A 15,515-nucleotide genomic window follows, 5' to 3' on the forward strand; every position below is an offset into this window, starting at 1 on the left:
ATTTATCGTGAAAATTATTAACTGCTGTATTTTGCAGTTAATCTAGCTATTTGGCTATTGTAGAAGTAATTTTTACATATTTAAACACTACTTAAAGCATATACAGTATTAATTTAATCAATGCATTGTATGCTTAGAGAGTGTTTATAGTTATTTGGAGTATCAATGGATAAGGTTTTTATATCTCAACTACACGTCGACACAATTATTGGAGTGTACGACTTTGAAAAAGAAAGTAAACAAAGCCTTTATTTTGATATTGAAATGCTCAGCGATATAAAGCCTGCAGCAGCAAATGATGACATTAATTTAGCACTCGATTATGCAAAAGTAAGCGAGCGAGTGATTGAGCACACTACGGCTAAGCCGGTAGAGTTACTTGAAACCTTAGTAGAGCAACTAGCAACTATTATATTAACCGAATTTAATACACCACAAGTAACAATTAGAGTGAGCAAACCGGCCGCTGTAGCACAAGCAAACACCGTAGGTGTAGAAATAACACGCACAAAGGCTATGAGCTAAATGGCGCAAATTTATATCAGCTTAGGCTCAAATATAAATAAAGCGCATTATATTCGCTGTGCGCTTGATGCACTTGAGCAACACTTTACAGATATTGTGCATTCATCTGTTTTTGAAAGCGAAGCTGTAGGGTTTAAAGGAAATAACTTTTATAACTCGGTGGTGGCTGCTACCACATCAATGCCGCTTGAGCGTGTATGTAAGTTATTAAAACAAATAGAGCGTGATAACGGGCGTAAAGCGGATGATAAAAAATTTAGCCCCCGTACATTAGATTTAGATCTGCTCTTTTACGATGACGTTGTTTGCGATTCGCCTGCACAATTACCTCGCGATGAAATTACCAAAAACGCTTTTGTACTTCAGCCTCTTTGTGAAGTCGCCCCCAATTTTTATCACCCCGTTGCTAAGCAAACCATTGCTGCGCTATGGAGTGCGTATAACAACCCTCAACAAAAACTATGGAAGGTGGAGTTTTCTAACCCATGAGTATTTTAGAAATAATTATTTTAGCCCTGATACAAGGATTTACTGAGTTTTTACCTATTTCGAGCTCAGCTCACTTAATTTTACCTTCGCAAATTTTGGGATGGGAAGACCAAGGCCTTGCTTTTGATGTGGCTGTGCATGTTGGTACGTTAATAGCGGTTGTTATTTATTTTCGTAAAGAAGTGGCTGATATTCTTAGCGCCTGGTTTAAATCGTTTGGCGCCCAAGGCACCACCGACGACAGTAAACTTGGCTGGTGGATTATACTGGGCACTGTACCTGCTGCGTTATTAGGCTTATTGCTAAAAGACGTTGTTGAGCTGTACCTGCGCAGTGCGTGGGTTATAGCAGCTACGACTATTATTTTTGGTTTATTACTTTGGTACGCCGATGCCAAAGGTAAGCAAATGAAAACAATTTATCAGCTTAACTGGAAAACAGCGCTGCTTATTGGCTTTGCTCAAGCGGTGGCTATGATCCCAGGTACCTCTCGCTCTGGCATTACCATGACAGCGGGTTTATTGCTGGGCATGAACAAACAAAGCGCAGCGCGTTTTTCGTTTTTACTCGCTATACCTATTATTTCTATGATGGGCCTTTACTACACGATAGAGCTGGCTTTAGGCGATCATGTGGTTGATTGGAGCACATTAATTTTAGGTGTAGTCCTCTCGTTTTTATCGGCGTACGCCTGCATTTTCATGTTTTTAAAAGTGATAGAACGAATGGGCATGCTACCGTTTGTAATTTACAGACTTTTACTTGGCGTTGGCTTAATTGTATTTTTAACGCTGTAATTTAGCTTATTGTCAGCAAGCCCTCTTACTTAGGTAAGAGGGCTTTTTTATTTTATTAACGCTGTTTTAGCATCAGTGAATTGACGAGACGTGCATAGTCACGAAGCCTAAAATTTGGCATTATAGCGCCATTAAACTTCACAGACGTGCGAAGTACGAAAGGATTTAAAAAGTTATGCATATTCATATATTAGGCATTTGCGGCACCTTTATGGGCGGTATAGCGGCCATTGCTAAATCGCTTGGCCATAAAGTGACGGGCTCTGATCAAAATGTTTACCCGCCAATGAGCACTCAACTTGAGCAGCTGGGCATTGAGCTAACCCAAGGTTACGACGTAAAACAGTTAGAGCCAAAGCCAGACATGGTGGTTATTGGTAATGCCATGAGCCGAGGCAACCCCTGTGTAGAGTATGTGTTAGATAAGGGCTTGCCGTATACATCGGGGCCAGAGTGGCTTAAACATAACCTATTGCAAAATGCTTGGGTACTTGCGGTGGCAGGCACACATGGCAAAACCACCACAGCAAGCATGCTGGCGTGGATTTTAGAGTATGCAGGTTTAAAACCCGGGTTTTTAATTGGTGGTATAGTTCAAAACTTTGGTGTGTCAGCCAAAGTGGGCGAAACCCCATTTTTTGTAATAGAAGCGGATGAATACGATACCGCTTTTTTTGATAAGCGCAGTAAATTTGTGCATTACTTACCACGTACGCTCATTTTAAATAACCTTGAGTTTGACCACGCTGATATTTTTGACGATTTAAAAGCAATAAAAAAACAATTTCATCACTTAATGCGTACATTACCTCATACTGGCAAGGTAATTTGGCCAAAAGACGATGTCGCACTTGATGATGTTATTAAGCAAGGGCTCTGGAGCGAAAGCGAAACCCTAAATGGTGATTGGCATTATGACTTGCTAAGCGCTGATGGTAGCCAATTTAATGTGCTTTTAAACAATGAGCTTCAAGGTACGGTTAATTGGCAAGCAATAGGCGAGCATAATGTTAAAAATGCCATTATGGCTATCGCGGCAGCGCGCCACGTAGGTATAGCCGTTGAGCATAGCATTGCAGCGCTTGAAGAGTTTATTAGCCCTAAACGGCGTATGGAGCTTAAAGCCGATATAAATAACATTAAAGTGTACGACGATTTTGCGCACCACCCAACAGCCATTAAAACCACGCTTGCGGGGTTGCGTGCAAAAGTGGGTGATGAAAAAATTATTGCTATTTTAGAGCCTCGCTCAAACACCATGAAGATGGGTGTGCACCAACATACGCTACTTGCTTCGTTAAGTGATGCCGATGACGTGCTGCTATTTGAGCCCGATAACCTAAATTGGTCTCTTAAAGCGCAAGCCGATAATGCCGGTATGCAGTGTTTTAATAGTACGCAAATGATTATTGACACTGTGCTTGAAAATATAATGCCAAATCAGCACATATTAATTATGAGCAATGGCGGTTTTAATGGCTTACATCAACACTTAGTTGATGGTTTAGCTAAAAAATACAGCGGAGAATAATGTGCAGTTTAAAGATAAAATTACACTGGCGTTTAGTGGTGCTTCAGGCGCGCCTTACGGTTTAAGATTGCTTGAAGTATTACTCGCGCAGCAATTTCAAGTGTATGTACTTATATCAAGTGCTGCGCGCGTGGTGCTTGATACAGAGTCAAACATTAAACTCTCAGCTAATGAAGATAAAGCAACCGAGCAGTTAAGCGCTTTATTTAATGCCAAGCCAGAGCAGTTAAAAGTATTTGGTAAAGATAACTGGTTTAGCCCTGTAGCTTCAGGCTCTGCCGCCCCTAAAAAAATGGTAGTATGCCCGTGCAGTGCAGGGTCTGTGTCTGCTATTGCGCTCGGTGCATCAGATAACCTACTCGAGCGTGCAGCCGATGTGGTTATTAAAGAGCGAGGGCAATTAATTTTAGTGCCACGCGAAACGCCCTTTAGCGAAATTCACCTTGAGAATATGTTAAAGCTTGCGCGTTTAGGGGTCACTATTATGCCCGCTGCGCCTGGTTTTTATCACAAGCCACAACGTATTGAAGACTTAGTTGATTTTATGGTGGCGCGAATTTTAGATCATTTAAACATTGAACATAACCTAACTAAACGTTGGGGTTATGGTGAGGGTAAATAATGAATAAGCAAAATGTTGCTTTAAATATAGAAGGCCTGACCAAGGTTTATAAAAACGGTGTAGAGGCCGTGAAAGGTGTTGATTTACAAGTTTTTGAAGGCGACTTTTTTGCCTTACTTGGCCCAAATGGCGCCGGTAAGTCGACCACTATTGGTGTTATATCGTCCTTGGTTAATAAAACACAAGGAAAGGTGGAAGTGTTTGGTCACAACATCGATACCGACCTTGAAGCTGCTAAAGCGCATTTAGGCCTTGTGCCACAAGAGTTTAACTTTAGTCAGTTTGAAACGCTTGGCCAAATATTGGTAAATCAAGCAGGCTACTACGGTGTTACCCGCGCAGAAGCGCATAAGCGTGCCGATAAATATTTAACTCAGCTTGGCTTATTAGAAAAAAAAGACAAGCAAGCACGTACGCTTTCTGGGGGCATGAAACGCCGTTTAATGATTGCCCGTGCATTAATGCATGAGCCAAAGCTACTAATATTAGATGAACCCACTGCAGGGGTTGATATAGAGCTGCGCCGCTCAATGTGGGACTTTTTACGCCAAATTAATGAGCAAGGCGTAACGATTATTTTAACCACGCATTACCTTGAAGAAGCCGAGCTGTTATGTAAAAACATCGCCATTATTGATACTGGACGTATTGTTGAAAACACCACTATAAAAGCGTTACTAGCTAAGCTTGATAAAGAAACCTTTGTGCTTGATTTAAAACAGCCAGCACAGCCAGTTACCCTTGAGGGGTACTCGTTTAGCATGCCTGATGAGCACACCATAGAAGTTGAAGTGGCTAAATCTCAAGGGTTAAATGCAGTTTTCAGTGCGCTAACCGAGCAAGGCAACACTGTTTTGAGTATGCGTAATAAAGCAAACAGATTAGAAGAGTTATTTGTAGGGTTACTAGAGCAAGGGCGGGGCGAATAAATGTTTAAATATGGCGTAGCCTTAAAGAGTTTATGGATTAAAGAGTGTATTCGTTTTTTACGTATTTGGGTGCAAACCTTAGTACCGCCGGCGATTACGATGAGTTTATACTTTGTTATTTTTGGTAATTTAATTGGCTCACGTATTGGTGAAATGGGTGGTTTTAGCTACATGGAATTTATTGTTCCGGGGCTAATAATGATGTCGGTTATTACCAACTCATATTCTAATGTTGCTTCTAGTTTTTATTCAACCAAGTTTCAAAAAAGTATTGAAGAGCTATTGGTTGCGCCTGTGCCTAATTACATAATTGTACTTGGTTATATGGGCGGCGGTATGACCCGCGGCATGATGGTGGGCTTTATTGTTACCTGTGTATCGTTATTGTTTGTTGATATTCAAATACACAATATATTTGTAATTATGGCGACGGTAATTTTAACCTCAGCGGTGTTTGCACTCGGTGGTTTAATTAACGCTATTTACGCCAATAGTTTTGACGATATTAGTATTATCCCAACCTTTATTTTAACGCCACTAACATACTTAGGCGGCGTATTTTATTCAATTACGCTACTGCCAGAGTTTTGGCAAAATGTATCGCAAATAAACCCAATTATTTATATGGTTAATGCGTTTCGTTATGGCTTTTTAGGCGTGTCGGATGTTGATTTAAGTGTCGCGCTTGGCGTTATATTAGTATTTATTACGGTGCTATTTACTTTAGCGCTAACGTTAATTAAAAAAGGTGTGGGGCTTAGACATTAATGAGCGATGCAAATTCACGCAGTATTGTATCTAATCAGGCGGGTATACACGAAAAGATTGATGAAATCGTTAACAAGCATTTAAACGCAGAGTTTAAAAAGCCTATTGCTGAGCACACTCAACAAGCGTTTGATGAAGTCAATGAGCAGGTTCAAGCTTTTAATGGACCGCTTATTATAGACTCATGTTGTGGAGTAGGAGAGAGCTCGGCTAATTTAGCTAAGCGCCACCCAGATGCATTAATTATTGGTATTGATAAATCGTCACACCGCTTAGATAAGCACGATGTTGAATATAAACAAACAGACAGCGGCCAGTACATTTTGGTACAAGCTGACTTAAACGACTTTTGGCGTTTAGCTGTGGCTGCTAATTGGCAGCCTACTCATCATTATTTGCTTTATCCTAACCCATGGCCTAAATCTAAGCATATCCAACGTAGGTGGCACGGCGCGGCTATTTTTCCGTTTATTGTTAAGCTAGGCGGACGTTTAGAGGTGCGCAGCAACTGGGATATTTATGTAAAAGAGTTTGCCAGAGCGCTTGAACTAACTGGTCATCCTTGTGAGGTAACGCTGTATGAGTCAAACGAAGCAATTACTCCGTTTGAGCGTAAATACTGGGCCAGCGGCCAACAAAGCCATCGTTTAGTGATAGATCTTTAAACGGCCACTTCCTCTTGGCTTGATGAGTTAACATGTGGCGCTGGGTAAGCAAAGTAATTGCCTTGCATCAGAGCCACATCTACATTTTTAAGCGCATTTTCAATACTTATATTTTCTACCGACTCTGCCATGAGCGTTAAACCAAGTTGCTTTGCAGCATGAACTGTATGCTCAATAAATAATGCTATATTTTCATCACTTACTGCTTGTTTTACTAATGCGCCGTCGAATTTTATACCGTTTACTTCAAGCTTTAGCGCATTCGAAATATTTGAATAACCACTACCAAAACCAGTAATAATGACATTCACCCCTTTGGTTTTTACCATAGAAATAAATGTTTTAACCTCTAAAAAATTAGTAATAGCGTGTGACTCTAAAAGGCCAAGCGTGATGTTTTCTGGGTGCGGGTAGCGCTTAAGCTCGTTAGCAATGTATTCACTCAAACTAGGGTCGAGTATATCTTTATCGCTTATATTTAAGCTCCAGTATATATCTGTTTTTCTAAACCGCTCTATACATTGGCTAAATAGCGTGCGCGTTAGTAGTCCGCCCATTCTTGAGCGGCTCACTACATTTAAAAATGAGTCGGGTTTTAAAATTTCGCCATTTTTAGTCACCATTCTGGCTAAGCATTCGTAATGTACAACTTCATTATTGGTGGTGTTAAACATAGCCTGAAAATAAGGCACTATGCGGTTGTTATCAAATGCTTCTTGAACCTCTTTGGCAAGGCTTACATTGTATTGATACTGGTTTTTTACATCGCTCATTACTTTTGAGTAGCTAACAACCTTACCGCGGCCGTGTTTAGCCTGAAGCGTTGCAATGTGCGCGTTTTCAATCAGTAGTGATTTATTACCACTGGCGATACCTGCGCAGTAAGTTATATAAATAAATGGGTTTGTTAATACAGGGCTGTTTGCGTTATACGACTCAACTAAATCGCTCAGTTCGCTGCTTTTAAAGCTTTTAGGGGTAAGAACGGCAATTTTATTGGTAGCAAGGCGATATACTTTACAGCTTTGCGGGCTGCGAATTTGATAATGACTGAGCAAGTTTTTCATTACACTGTCGCCAACTTGAGTGCCATAAAAGCTATTAATATCTTCAATTTCGTTCACCCAAATAATGGCAAGCTGCATGTGGTGTGAATTACTCTTTTTGATAAAGTACTTAAGCGCAATATGATTGGCAAAGCCCGTACTGGCATCTGTTGTTAGGGTACGCTTTAACAAATATATATAAATAGCTGCAACCAGTACCGCAATAAAAAAGAAAAAACACGCCGTTATTATGGCTTTAGTGACGCTGTATTGAAGCTTTTTATTTAAATCATCTAAGGTTATGTCGGCACCCGTAATGTAGGTAGTACCATATTTATCTACAAAGGGAATAAAAACAGTTTTAAAATCACCCCATTGGTCGCTAGATTGTTCAAAAACAGGCTCGGTAGAATAAAACGCGCCCCTGTTAATGTCGGTGGCCTCTGGGTATAAATCAAGAAATTGCGTAACCCGCGCATTTTCTTGATCGTCTTTAGTGTAGCTGGATGAGGTAAAATAAACTTTGTTATCGCGCATGATCATCGAATAAACGTAAGCTATATCAAGCGCTTGTGCAAGCTCTGAGAGTTGTTTACTTTTAGTTTGGTAAACCGAAAAACCAATATCGTAACCTTGGCTAATTCTATCGTGGTAACTTTGCCCTAAAATATGTTTTACGCTGGTGGCGGCATTTAGAAGGCGCTCATCGACAGCGTGCATTATTTCGCTACGCGCTGAGCTATAGGTGTAATAAACATAGACTAATAAACTGACCAAAAACAATGTAAAGCCAGCTATAAACCACTTCCCTTTTAATTTCCCTGTGAGCATACTTGTCCCTTATTGTTACACATATTAAGTATACGCATAAATGCAATTTGCCCAAAACTAAAATGTGACTTTTTAATAAAATCCTATTATTGAAATTTTTTTACAATATTTGTCATCCGTTTAGTCGCTTTTATGGCTTAAAGGGAGACATTTTACTTATATTGCAGTAAAGTTAGCGCAATTTTTAAAAGAAGCACGCTGCTTATAATAGCGCCATAGTTTGGCATTTTTAACTGTTAAACGCGTGTTTTAGCTACACACACACTAGGTATAAAGATGGATCAAAAGCGTTGTGCCGTCGCCTCTAAAGAAAGCCTTAAGCGTATATTTACTGTACCTGAAGCGCCAGACTCAACTTTAAGCAAAATTGAGCTTGAAATTTCGAGTAATTTAGCAGGGTTTTTAAACGAAAATATAGCGGCAATTGAAAAACCATTACACGAAATTGAAAAAGATTTTCAGGCTGCGGTGATCCCAGAAAACCCAACGTTTGTATCTGCTTACGCCCAAGATATTATGGAGCAGCTAGTTGCCCATTCGGTACACACGGCTGCGCCTAGCTTTATTGGGCATATGACATCGGCTCTTCCGCATTTTTTACTACCGCTTTCAAAATTGATGGTGGGGCTTAATCAAAACCTAGTAAAAATAGAAACCTCAAAAGCATTTACCCCCCTAGAGCGCCAAGTACTAGGTATGATGCATCATTTAGCTTACTCGCAAGATGAGTCGTTTTATTCGAAATGGATGCACAGTGCTAAAACATCACTCGGTGCTTTTTGTTCCGGTGGTACAGTTGCAAACATAACGGCACTGTGGATTGCGCGTAACCGCTTATTAAAACCCGACGGCAGCTTTAAAGGCATTGCCGCTCAAGGGCTCGTTGCCGGTATGCTGCATTATGGCTACAAAGGGCTGGCCGTTTTAGTGTCGGAGCGAGGGCATTATTCTTTAGGTAAATCAATTGACTTACTAGGCATCGGCCGTGAAAATTTAATTGGTGTAAAAACCTGCGAAAATAATAAGGTTGATGTGAATGCCATGCGCGAAAAAGCCTTAGAGCTTGAATCGCAAGGCATAAAAGTTATGGCAATTGTAGGGGTTGCTGGCACAACCGAGACCGGTAATATCGACCCTCTTGATGATATGGCCGATTTAGCGCAGCAAATAAACTGCCATTTTCACGTTGATGCAGCGTGGGGTGGGGCAACGCTTTTATCGCAAACGCATCGCCCATTATTAAAAGGAATTGAGCGCGCAGATTCAATTACCATTGATGCACACAAACAAATGTATGTGCCAATGGGTGCAGGCTTGGTATTATTTAAAGACCCAACTGCTACGGATGCAATAGAGCACCATGCAGAGTACATATTACGTAAAGGTTCAAAAGATTTAGGAAGCCATACACTCGAAGGCAGCCGCCCAGGTATGGCTATGTTAGTACATGCTTGCTTACGCGTTATTGGTCGCAAGGGTTACGAAATGCTTATTGATCGTAGTATCAAAAAAGCACATTACTTTGCTGATTTAATTAAAGCCGATGAAGACTTTGAGCTGATTTCAGAGCCTGAGCTGTGTTTGCTTACATACCGCTATGTGCCTAAACAAATTAAACAAGCCATAGCTCAAGCAGATGCCGCAACACGATTAGAAATTTTCGCGTCGCTCAATCGCTTTACTGCCAGTATGCAAAAACGCCAACGTGAATCAGGACGCTCGTTTGTATCGCGTACTCGCTTAACCCCGTCAAAATACGATAATCAGCCGACAGTGGTATTTAGAGTGGTATTGGCTAATCCGCTCACATCGGGTGTTATATTAAAAGAGATTTTAGCTGAGCAAAAAGAGCTTGCTAAAACAGACCCTGTATTTAAAAAGTACTTAAGTAAGTATATGCAGTAACGCCTAGGTATAAACTAAAACAAAGGCGCCAACGGGCGCCTTTGTTATTTTTGCTGTGAGTTTTTAATACAGTCTTCTTTTTAAGCGTTAAAGCAGTTTGCCCTAATAATGTCAGTTATAATTTTTTGCGATGGGTTTATTTTCTCCATTGCTAAAAATTCATCAGGTTGGTGGGCTTGATTAATTGAGCCTGGCCCCATGACTATTGTTTCACAGCCAAGTTGCTGAATAAACGGAGCTTCTGTGCAGTAATTTACTGCAACGGCTTTTTCCCCTGCAGTTTTTTCTGCCATTTTAACGAGTGCGCTATCAGTGCTGCCACTAAAAGCTGGAATGGGCTCGTGTAAATCAATTACGCTCACTGCGCTTGGGTATTGCGCGTTTATATCGCTGGTAGCATCAATAAGTAAAGCTTGTAAGTCTTTAATGCTTAACCCTGGGAGCGGGCGCATGTCTATGTGCATTTCGCAGCAGCCACAAATTCGATTTGCGTTGTCGCCTCCATGAATATTACCTAAATTTAAGGTAGGGTAAGGTATTTCAAAATGTTCAACTGAATATTTATTCTTTAACTGCTCTTTTAAGATCAGTAACTTTGTAATCACTTTATGCATGACTTCGATGGCGTTAAGACCACGTTCGGGATCGGAACTATGACCTGAGCGGCCAATCACTCTTATAGCCGTACTCATATGTCCTTTATGAGTAAATACAGGAGTCATATCAGTAGGTTCACCAATAATACAACGCGCAGGTTTTAAATTAGGATGCTTACAAATTTGCTGCGCTCCCGCCATGGTGGTTTCTTCATCGGCAGTGGCGAGTATTAAAATAGGTTGTGTTTGCTGTTTTATATCAAGCTCACTAATAGCTTGTAATACAAAAGCAAAAAAGCCTTTCATATCAATACTACCTAACCCATATAAGTTATTGTTATGTTCAGTGAGTTTAAACGGGTCGTGGTTCCAGCGGCTATCGTCAAACGGTACGGTGTCTGTATGGCCAGCAAGCATTAAGCCGCCATCGCCTTCTCCCCGCTTAGCAAGTAGGTTGTATCGGCCTTTCCCACCTTCTAACTCTATAATTTCGCAAGTAAAACCTAAACTTTCGCACCAACGTGCTAGCAACTCTATTACCTCTTTATTACTCATACAAAGTTCATCTTCTATTGCACTAATAGAGGGGGCTGCAATGAGTTGTTGGTACATAGAGATAAATGACGGCAAAGACATAAAAAAATCCAAAATAATTATTCAATTTAATTGCATAACAATATAAAAGTATTTATGATGAATATCAATTCACTTTTTAAGCATAAATATATTAAGTATAGCCATGAAGATAATGCGACGATAATCAACAATTCATTGAGAAAAGTATTAGCTAGCATCTGAGCTAGTGTAAGCGAACACCACACCTATTTAGTAGTAAATTTATAAACGAGTAAAAAATGAATGTAGCGATTATTGGCGCAAGCGGTTATAGCGGCGCAGAATTAGCAAGCTTAGTTGCTAAGCACCCTAATTTAACGTTATCAGGCTGTTATGTCTCTGAGGGAAGTTTAGATAAACATAAATTATTAAGTGATTTATACCCAGAGCATAGAAACCTTCTTGATATTCCTTTACTACCACTGAGCGAATCAGCGTTTGATGACATAAATTCGAGTGCCGATTACATTTGCTTATGTACTGATCACAAAGTAAGTGTTGATTTAGCCCCGCAGTTTTTAGCTATGGGTAAAAAAGTATTTGACCTATCAGGTGGTTACCGCCTTGCTAGCAACGACGACTATGTTACTTACTATGGTTTTGAGCACCAACATCCTGAGTTGTTAAACGAAGCAGCCTACGGGTTAGCCGAATGGAATAGCAGTGCAATTGCCAATGCAAAACTTGTGGCAGTAGCCGGCTGTTACCCAACCGCTGCGCTTAATGCATTAAAGCCGTTGCAACAGGCTGGCTTGTTGAGTGATGAAAAAGTGATTATTAATGCTGTTTCAGGTGTTACTGGCGCAGGGCGTAAAGCCAGCGTAGGTACTCATTTTTGTGAAGTATCGCTTGCCCCGTATGGTTTGTTTAACCATCGTCATGGGCCTGAAATTGAACAACACCTTGGCCACAAGGTGTTATTTACACCGCACTTAGGTAATTTTCCGCGTGGAATTTTAGAAACTATTTATGTACAGCTTAAGCCAGGCGCTACCAAGGAAAACGTATCTGATGCTTATCAAGTACTTAAAAACGAGCCGTTGATTCGTTTGTTAGCTGATAAAGTGCCATCTATTAAAAGCGTGGTAAAACAACCGTATGTTGATATTGGTTGGCAGCAGCAAGGCTCTCAACTGATTGTTATGGCAGCGATAGATAATCTATTAAAAGGCGCTGCGGGCCAAGCCTTGCAATGTATTAATTTATCAATGAATTTAGATCACACCACTGGCTTAAAAGGAGCCTTTTAATGAGCACTAAAACGTGGGTAATTAAATTAGGTGGTGCTGTACTTAATACTGAAAACGCGGCAAAAGCTTTGTTTGATGTATTAAGCGCTGATCAAAATAATCAGTTTGTTATTGTTCATGGCGGTGGCTCGTTAGTTGACACTTGGCTAAAACAAGCAGGCTTTGCTAGTGCAAAGCACCAAGGACTGCGTATTAGCCCAAGTGAGCAAATGCCTTACATAGTGGGGGCGCTGGCTGGCTGTGCAAATAAGCAGCTGGTAAGCCAAGCTATTAATGCAGGCCATAAACCTGTTGGCCTTTGTTTGTATGAAGCCGGAGTTATGGCGTCTCAAAAGCTAAAAGCGCTTGGGCAAGTAGGTAAGTGCGAAAGTAATGATGATTCAATTGTTAACGATTTACTTAAGCTTGGTCGGTTACCTATCGTGAGCTCTATTGGGTTTGATGAGCAAGGTAACTGGTACAACGTTAATGCTGATGAAGCTGCCGCAGCGATTGCTAGCAACTTAAATGCAGAACTTATTTTTATGACAGATGTAGAAGCGGTACTTGATGCAAACAAGCAGCCGTTACATCAACTTGACACAAAACACATTGATACTTTAATTGATGAAGGGGTAATTTTGGGCGGAATGGAGGTCAAAGTTAAGACCAGCCTGTACGCTGCCCAACATTTACGACGCGGTGTGTATATTTCCAGCTGGCAAAAGCCAGACAATTTAACTGCTTTGCTACAGGGCGAGCATGTCGGAACAAAAATTACACCATAGGGTTATCATGTTAGAGAATTTTTTAACGGGTCTAGAATTAGACCAACAAGGCGCACTAAATTTACTAAAACTAGCGCGTGATTTAAAAGCAAAGCCAGAAAAGTACAGCCAAGTATTAGCGGGTAAGTCAATTGTTACCTTATTTGAAAAGCAAAGTTTACGTACGCGTTTATCGTTTGATATTGGTATTAACCGTTTAGGCGGCCACGCTGTGTATTTAGATCAGCAAAACGGCGCTATGGGTGCACGTGAATCTGTAAAAGACTTTGCACTTAATATTTCTACGTGGGCTGATGGTATTGTCGCGCGCGTAAACCAGCACAGCACGTTAACCACCTTAGGTGAATACTCTAGTGTACCTGTCGTGAATAGCTTGTGTGATTTATATCACCCGTGCCAGGCATTGGCTGACTTTTTAACGCTACAAGAAGTACATGGCGATGTAAGCGAGCTAAAAGTGGCTTACTTAGGTGAAGGTAACAACGTTACTCATTCACTTATGTTATTAGCGGCAACGCTAGGTACTGATTTTGTTGCTGTTACACCAAAAGGCAGCTCGCCTGATTCACAAATTCTTAAAAAGGCAGAGCAAATTGCTGCAATGAACGGCGCATCTGTAATGGTAAGCGACCGTGTAGAAGCCTCTGTAGGCGCTAATGTTGTATATGCAGATACGTGGGTGTCTATGGGCGATGATACGCCTCTTGAGCAAGTTAAAGAAAAATACATGCCATATCAGCTAAACCAAGCATTGCTAGAACAAACAGGTGCGACTACGGTATTACATTGCCAGCCGGCACACCGTGAGTTTGAAATTACCTCTGAGGTAATGGATGGCCCAGCATCAAAAATTATTCAACAAGCAGAAAATCGCATGCATGCGCAAAATGCTCTGCTAGTTACATTACTAAATCCAAATTTTGTTAAGGAACACCTATGAGTTCAATTAAAAAAGTCGTTTTAGCCTATTCAGGTGGTCTTGATACTTCAGCTATCGTGCCATGGTTAAAAGAAAACTACGGTTGTGAAGTAATTGCCTTTGTTGCCGATGTAGGCCAAGGCGCTGAAGAGCTTGAAGGCGTTGAAGAAAAAGCCATCGCATCAGGCGCATCTGAGTGTTACGTAGTTGACTTAAAAGATGAAATGGTAAGTGAGTACATTTACCCAACGCTTAAAACGGGTTCTATTTACGAAGGTACTTATTTATTAGGTACGTCTATGGCGCGTCCTATTATTGCTAAAGCGCAAGTTGAAATTGCACGTAAAGTAGGTGCCGATGCACTTTCGCATGGTTGTACTGGTAAAGGTAATGACCAAGTACGTTTTGAATCATGTTTTGCAGCGCTTGCACCCGATTTAAAAGTAATTGCACCATGGCGTGAGTGGGATTTATCAAGCCGTGAATCATTATTAGATTACTTGGCTGAGCGTGATATTCCGTGTTCTGCTTCAGCAACAAAAATTTACAGCCGTGATGCTAACGCGTGGCATATTTCGCACGAAGGTGGTGAACTTGAAGATCCATGGTGTGAGCCTAGTGACCAAGTTTGGACCTGGACTAATTCACCAGAGCAAGCACCCGATAAAGCTGAGCATGTAACGCTTACGGTTATTGAGGGTGAAGTGGTTGCCGTAAATGGCGAGCAGCTTAAGCCTTACGACTGTTTAGTTAAATTAAACGACATTGCTGCGCCACATGGTGTTGGTCGTGTAGATATTGTAGAAAACCGTTTAGTAGGCATGAAATCGCGCGGCTGTTACGAAACACCTGGTGGCACCGTTATTATGGCGGCACTGCAAGCCATTGACGAACTAGTGCTTGATAAATCAAGCCGTAAGTGGAAAGAAGTACTGGGCGGTGAATTTTCGCATTTAGTCTATGACGGTCGTTGGTTTACACCACTAAAAGACTCTATTTTAGCCGGTGCAGAAGCACTTTCTACACTTGCTACAGGTGAAGTTGTACTTAAGCTTTACAAAGGCCAAGTGACAGCCGTTCAGAAAAAATCACCTAATAGCTTATACAGCGAAGACTTTGCTACATTTGGTGAAGACGACGTATATGACCAGTCACACGCTGAAGGCTTTATTCGTTTATTCTCGCTTTCGAGCAGAATTTCAGCAATGGCTAAAAAGTAAATTATTTATAGCCCCTTGTATAAGGGGCATTACAGGGTTT

The 15,515-nt window shown here is 40.9% G+C and carries 15 protein-coding genes; 13 read left to right on the plus strand and 2 right to left on the minus strand.

Going from position 1 to position 15,515, the window contains the following annotated elements; genetic code table 11:
* Positions 1 to 165: 165 nt before the first annotated feature.
* From folB to VOI46_RS03970, 8 genes are all read left to right on the plus strand, one after another.
* Positions 166 to 525 (plus strand): dihydroneopterin aldolase, encoded by a 360-nt coding sequence (folB, locus tag VOI46_RS03935; protein WP_004588546.1) that lies wholly within the window; start codon positions 166 to 168, stop codon positions 523 to 525.
* Entirely contained in the window at positions 526 to 1,014 is a 489-nt protein-coding gene (gene folK / locus VOI46_RS03940; protein ID WP_004588545.1) for a 2-amino-4-hydroxy-6-hydroxymethyldihydropteridine diphosphokinase, read from the plus strand.
* Entirely contained in the window at positions 1,011 to 1,811 is an 801-nt protein-coding gene (locus VOI46_RS03945; protein ID WP_004588544.1) for an undecaprenyl-diphosphate phosphatase, read from the plus strand. Before folK ends, VOI46_RS03945 begins: the two co-directional genes overlap by 4 nt.
* 175 nt (positions 1,812 to 1,986) lie before the next feature.
* Complete coding sequence (mpl, locus tag VOI46_RS03950; protein ID WP_004588543.1) at positions 1,987 to 3,342, plus strand: UDP-N-acetylmuramate:L-alanyl-gamma-D-glutamyl-meso-diaminopimelate ligase; 1,356 nt, start codon at positions 1,987 to 1,989, stop codon at positions 3,340 to 3,342.
* Between the two features lies 1 nt (position 3,343).
* A complete protein-coding gene (locus tag VOI46_RS03955; protein ID WP_004588542.1) occupies positions 3,344 to 3,964 on the plus strand; it encodes a flavin prenyltransferase UbiX in 621 nt (206 codons plus the stop codon).
* On the plus strand, positions 3,964 to 4,893 hold the full coding sequence (locus VOI46_RS03960; RefSeq protein ID WP_004588541.1) for an ABC transporter ATP-binding protein: 930 nt from the start codon (positions 3,964 to 3,966) through the stop codon (positions 4,891 to 4,893). The genes VOI46_RS03955 and VOI46_RS03960 overlap by 1 nt, the downstream gene beginning before the upstream one ends.
* The gene (locus tag VOI46_RS03965) at positions 4,894 to 5,661 is read left to right on the plus strand and encodes an ABC transporter permease (protein ID WP_004588540.1); all 768 of its coding nucleotides are present in this window, start codon (positions 4,894 to 4,896) and stop codon (positions 5,659 to 5,661) included. It abuts the gene before it with no gap.
* Positions 5,661 to 6,326 carry a methyltransferase SAM dependent gene (locus VOI46_RS03970; protein ID WP_004588539.1) on the plus strand — a complete coding sequence of 222 codons (666 nt, stop codon included), beginning with the start codon at positions 5,661 to 5,663 and terminating at the stop codon, positions 6,324 to 6,326. The genes VOI46_RS03965 and VOI46_RS03970 overlap by 1 nt, the downstream gene beginning before the upstream one ends.
* Here the strand turns inward: VOI46_RS03970 and VOI46_RS03975 are convergent.
* Complete coding sequence (locus tag VOI46_RS03975; protein ID WP_004588538.1) at positions 6,323 to 8,203, minus strand: GGDEF domain-containing protein; 1,881 nt, start codon at positions 8,201 to 8,203, stop codon at positions 6,323 to 6,325. The two genes, VOI46_RS03970 and VOI46_RS03975, sit on opposite strands and share 4 nt — an antisense overlap.
* A gap of 276 nt (positions 8,204 to 8,479) precedes the next feature.
* On the opposite strand from VOI46_RS03975, the gene panP reads away from it, so the two are divergent.
* Positions 8,480 to 10,108: a pyridoxal-dependent aspartate 1-decarboxylase PanP gene (gene panP, locus VOI46_RS03980; protein ID WP_004588537.1), complete on the plus strand. Its 1,629-nt coding sequence runs from the start codon at positions 8,480 to 8,482 to the stop codon at positions 10,106 to 10,108.
* Between the two features lie 80 nt (positions 10,109 to 10,188).
* Here the strand turns inward: panP and argE are convergent, their stop codons facing one another.
* The gene (gene argE / locus VOI46_RS03985) at positions 10,189 to 11,340 is read right to left on the minus strand and encodes an acetylornithine deacetylase (protein ID WP_004588536.1); all 1,152 of its coding nucleotides are present in this window, start codon (positions 11,338 to 11,340) and stop codon (positions 10,189 to 10,191) included.
* Positions 11,341 to 11,558: 218 nt separating this feature from the next.
* Here argE and argC point away from each other — a divergent pair, with 218 nt between their 5' ends.
* From argC to VOI46_RS04005, 4 genes are read left to right on the plus strand one after another with little or no spacing between them, the layout of a single operon-like run.
* Positions 11,559 to 12,569: an N-acetyl-gamma-glutamyl-phosphate reductase gene (gene argC, locus VOI46_RS03990; RefSeq protein WP_004588535.1), complete on the plus strand. Its 1,011-nt coding sequence runs from the start codon at positions 11,559 to 11,561 to the stop codon at positions 12,567 to 12,569.
* Positions 12,569 to 13,336 (plus strand): acetylglutamate kinase, encoded by a 768-nt coding sequence (gene argB / locus VOI46_RS03995; RefSeq protein WP_004588534.1) that lies wholly within the window; start codon positions 12,569 to 12,571, stop codon positions 13,334 to 13,336. Before argC ends, argB begins: the two co-directional genes overlap by 1 nt.
* Before the next feature lie 7 nt (positions 13,337 to 13,343).
* Complete coding sequence (locus tag VOI46_RS04000) at positions 13,344 to 14,276, plus strand: ornithine carbamoyltransferase (protein ID WP_004588533.1); 933 nt, start codon at positions 13,344 to 13,346, stop codon at positions 14,274 to 14,276.
* On the plus strand, positions 14,273 to 15,475 hold the full coding sequence (locus VOI46_RS04005; RefSeq protein ID WP_004588532.1) for an argininosuccinate synthase: 1,203 nt from the start codon (positions 14,273 to 14,275) through the stop codon (positions 15,473 to 15,475). Before VOI46_RS04000 ends, VOI46_RS04005 begins: the two co-directional genes overlap by 4 nt.
* Positions 15,476 to 15,515 lie beyond the last annotated feature (40 nt).

The organism is Pseudoalteromonas sp. CuT4-3, from assembly GCF_035666335.1.
Classification (GTDB): Bacteria; Pseudomonadota; Gammaproteobacteria; order Enterobacterales; family Alteromonadaceae; genus Pseudoalteromonas; species Pseudoalteromonas atlantica.